The sequence below is a fragment of the Synechococcus sp. R55.2 genome (genome assembly GCF_047462075.1).
Classification (GTDB): domain Bacteria; phylum Cyanobacteriota; class Cyanobacteriia; order Thermostichales; family Thermostichaceae; genus Thermostichus.
Window position 1 is genome coordinate 1 of record NZ_JANSIH010000403.1, and the last position, 2,790, is coordinate 2,790.

Sequence of the window (2,790 nt, forward strand, 5' to 3'; positions counted from 1 at the left end):
CTCCCGGCACTGACCCTACGGGTACAGTGCGGGGCTCCTGCGATTTCTAGCTGACCACCTCTCGCAAGGTTTCTGCTGGATCTTCCACCTGGCTTAGAACCCGAAACGGTAGCAGGGCTTGCCGATCCGCTCCGGCCCTCAAATCACATTCCCACAGGCGGACAACATCAAACTCATGGCTCAGCCTCTCTAGACGAAAAGAGGTCTGGAAAACTCGCTCCGACCCCGTTTTGCGCAAGTCAATGACCACCTGCTGCACCGATAGGTGAGGATACCTCCGATAGAGTCGGAGCCGAGCCACTTCTCCCATGAGCCAGCGGGCAAACTGCTCTGGGAAACGCTCGGCCAGATATTTGCAGACGTTGTCATAGGCCATGTCGAGGTGGATCCCTGGAATTAGCGACCGCCAACGGTAATGGAATCCACCTTGATGTGGGGCTGCCCCACCGTCACATAAATGCTGCCGCTGACGGAGCCACAGAACCCGGCTGCCAAGCTGAGGTCTTTGGAACACATGGAGATTTTGGTCAAGATGTCTTTGGCTTCTCCGATCAGGGTGGCTCCCTTGAGGGGCTTGGTAATTTTGCCGTTTTGGATAAGATAAGCTTCTTCGACGGCAAAGTTAAATTGCCCAGTGGGGCCGACGCTCCCTCCCCCCATGCGCTTGCAATAGATGCCTTTGTCGATAGAAGCAAAAAGATCGTCCAATTCTGCATCTCCGGGGGCAATGTAGGTATTGCGCATACGGCTGGCGGGGGCAAAGGTGTAGTTTTGGCGGCGACCGCTGCCGGTGCGAGGGTGGCCGGTGCGCATTGAGCCAGCCCGATCCGCCAAGAAGTTTTTCAAAATGCCCTTCTCGATCAGCAGAGTGCGCTGGACCGGCATGCCCTCGTCGTCCACATCCAGGCTGCCAAAGGCCCCTTCAGAGAGACCTTCGTCCCAGGCGGTGAGGTTTTTGTGGGCAATTTTCTGGCCTTTTTTGTCGGCAAAGGGAGTGGTTTTGCGCTCAATCTGGGTGGTTTCCAACAGATGCCCGCAGGCTTCGTGGAAAATGACGCCGCCAAAAGCGTTGGACATCACAATCGGGTAGGTGCCGGATTCCACGTAGTCGGCATAGAGCATCTGGCCGGCGGCTTCTGCCAGTTCCCGGCTATGGGCCTCCAGATCCCAACGGCGCAAAAAGTTGGGATCCCCCGTACCGCCGGAGCGTTGACTGACAGAGGCGCGATGGGATCCATCGGCACAGAGCAGCGTAGAGCTCACGGATTGGGTGAGGCGCACATCCCGCACAAAGGTGCCATCGCTGCAGGCCACCAGAATCTCTTGCCAATCGCGGAAATAGGTGGTGCGGCGGGACTGCACATGGCGGGCTTGGCGACCCAGTTGCTCGTTGGCTTTGAGCAGGATCTCCCCCATCTCCGCAATGGGGCTACATTCCTTCAACCAGCCATCTTTGCGGCGACGCTCGCCGTAGTCCTGCAGCATCTCCAGGTTGATGGCAGAAACCAGCGCTGTGGGGCCAGGAGGGGTGAAGCCCATCAGCGAAAGGCCCTTCTCCAGAGCAGCCTTGAGACCGGCAAAGGACAGATCGTTGGTGCTGACGTAGCAGTCGGCCAAGCCGCGAAACACCCGCACGCCGGCCCCGGTGGAGAGCCGTGGGGTGATGCTGGTGATGGCGTCATCTTCGGCCAGGCAACTGATGGAATTGCCCCGTTCTAGAAAAATCTCCACCAAATCGGCACCGGCAGCGCGCCCCCAGCCCAACAGGGCAGAGAGGGGATCCCGCCAATCCTCGTCGAAGCGCTGTAGAGTATGACGGTAGTTCAGGTTGGGCAGTTCTTTGGACAAAAGCAGCATGGCAGGCTCAGGGAGTAGAGACGAGCTAAGGCCGGCGCAAGTTTTCGTTTTCTCAGTTTAACAAGGAGTAAAGGTTCTCCCCTGCCGGCAGGTTGGCCTTGAGCTTGACAAGGGCGGGGGAGCAATCGAAGATCGCTGCACAAGGAAACCTCGACTTGCAATGGCTGCCAAGAAAAAACCGCCGGAGCTTCAGCCCAGCCTGTTTGACGATCCCATCGAGCCGCCAGCCCCGGCGGAGGAGACACTCCCCCAGTGGGATCAGATCCCCCTGTCGGCCCAGGTGTCCATCCCCCCCGGCACTTACAGGGATTTGGAGCAACTGAAGCAGCATTGTTTGGTATGCCAGCGCTGCGACTTGGCAGCCAGCCGTACCCATGTGGTGGTGCATCGGGGCAACCCCAAGGCAAGGATTTTAATCATCGGAGAGGGGCCAGGGGAAAGCGAAGACCTGCAGGGGCTGCCTTTTGTGGGCAAGTCGGGACAATTGCTGGATAAAATCCTGGCTTCGGTGGGGCTGGATCCCGAGCAGGACACCTACATCTGTAATGTGGTCAAGTGCCGCCCCCCTAACAACCGCGTGCCCACCCAGGAGGAGATGGACGCCTGCCGTCCCTATCTGTTGGAGCAGATTCGCCTGGTGGATCCCTGGATTATTCTGCTCACGGGGGCCACCTCGGTGCGCTCCCTTTTGGGCGAGAAGCGAGGGATCACCAAGATCCGCGGGGAATGGATCCAGTGGCAGGGACGCTGGTGTATGCCCATTTTTCACCCGGCCTATCTGCTGCGCAACCCAGACCGCACCCCTGGCAGCCCCAAGTGGTTGATGTGGCAGGATATTCAGGCGGTGAAGCAAAAGTATCTGGAACTCACCGGCACAACGCCACCTCAGCCGGACTTTTGAGCCCATTTTCCCAAGCGCCCCTTCTCCCAAAG

At 58.7% G+C, this 2,790-nt stretch carries 3 protein-coding genes; 1 reads left to right on the forward strand and 2 read right to left on the reverse strand.

The window, feature by feature from the left end; genetic code table 11:
- Positions 1 to 46: 46 nt before the first annotated feature.
- Both NW838_RS13005 and NW838_RS13010 read right to left on the reverse strand, forming a co-directional pair.
- On the reverse strand, positions 47 to 376 hold the full coding sequence (locus tag NW838_RS13005; protein WP_414358309.1) for a hypothetical protein: 330 nt from the start codon (positions 374 to 376) through the stop codon (positions 47 to 49).
- Between the two features lie 20 nt (positions 377 to 396).
- The gene (locus tag NW838_RS13010) at positions 397 to 1,857 is read right to left on the reverse strand and encodes a TldD/PmbA family protein (protein WP_414358310.1); all 1,461 of its coding nucleotides are present in this window, start codon (positions 1,855 to 1,857) and stop codon (positions 397 to 399) included.
- A gap of 280 nt (positions 1,858 to 2,137) precedes the next feature.
- Between NW838_RS13010 and NW838_RS13015 the strand changes: the two genes are divergently transcribed.
- The gene (locus NW838_RS13015; RefSeq protein ID WP_414428174.1) at positions 2,138 to 2,758 is read left to right on the forward strand and encodes a uracil-DNA glycosylase; all 621 of its coding nucleotides are present in this window, start codon (positions 2,138 to 2,140) and stop codon (positions 2,756 to 2,758) included.
- The last annotated feature ends 32 nt before the right edge of the window (positions 2,759 to 2,790 follow it).

What these genes read in the sequence shown, in the direction of transcription:
- NW838_RS13005 (WP_414358309.1), bottom strand. Translation starts at nt 376, where the DNA reads ATGGCCTATGACAACGTCTGCAAATATCTGGCCGAGCGTTTCCCAGAG.
- NW838_RS13010 (WP_414358310.1), bottom strand. Translation starts at nt 1,857, where the DNA reads ATGCTGCTTTTGTCCAAAGAACTGCCCAACCTGAACTACCGTCATACT.